Genomic DNA, 459 nt, shown 5'->3' with positions numbered 1-459 from the left:
ACCTATCTGATGTTGATGTTGTTGAACGCTCAAAATACGATATGTCTTTTAAGTATTTTTTAGATATGGCTCCTGAAGAAGACGTGATCAATCCTAGTTCGTTAACGAAGTTTCGTAAACTGCGCTTAAAGGATGTAAATTTACTTGATATGCTTATCCAAAAAACGGTGGAGATTGCACTAGAGAAAGGGCTAATAAAAAGTAGTTCTATTATCGTTGATGCTACTCACACAAGAGCACGTTTTAATCAAAAATCTCCTCAAGAATTTTTAATGGAGAAATCCAAACTGCTACGCAAAGCTGTCTACCAGATTGATGAAGATATGAAAGGGAAATTCCCACCTAAACCTACCTCAGATGAGGTTATTGATATAATTGACTATTGCCAAAAAGTTGTTCAGGTAGTTGAATATGAAGAGGCCCTTTGTGAATACCCTAAAGTAAAAGAAAAGTTGAATT

General features: G+C 35.1%; 1 protein-coding gene. It reads left to right on the top strand.

Features of this window, described 5'->3' with window-relative positions; translation table 11 throughout:
• Nucleotides 1–459, top strand: a 459-nt coding sequence (locus SB717_RS33680) for a transposase (protein ID WP_410907149.1), incomplete at both ends; no start/stop codon positions are given.

The sequence above is a fragment of the Priestia sp. SIMBA_032 genome, from assembly GCF_046535215.1.
Lineage (GTDB): Bacteria > Bacillota > Bacilli > Bacillales > Bacillaceae_H > Priestia > Priestia aryabhattai.
This window is presented reverse-complemented; position numbering and strand designations above follow the sequence as displayed.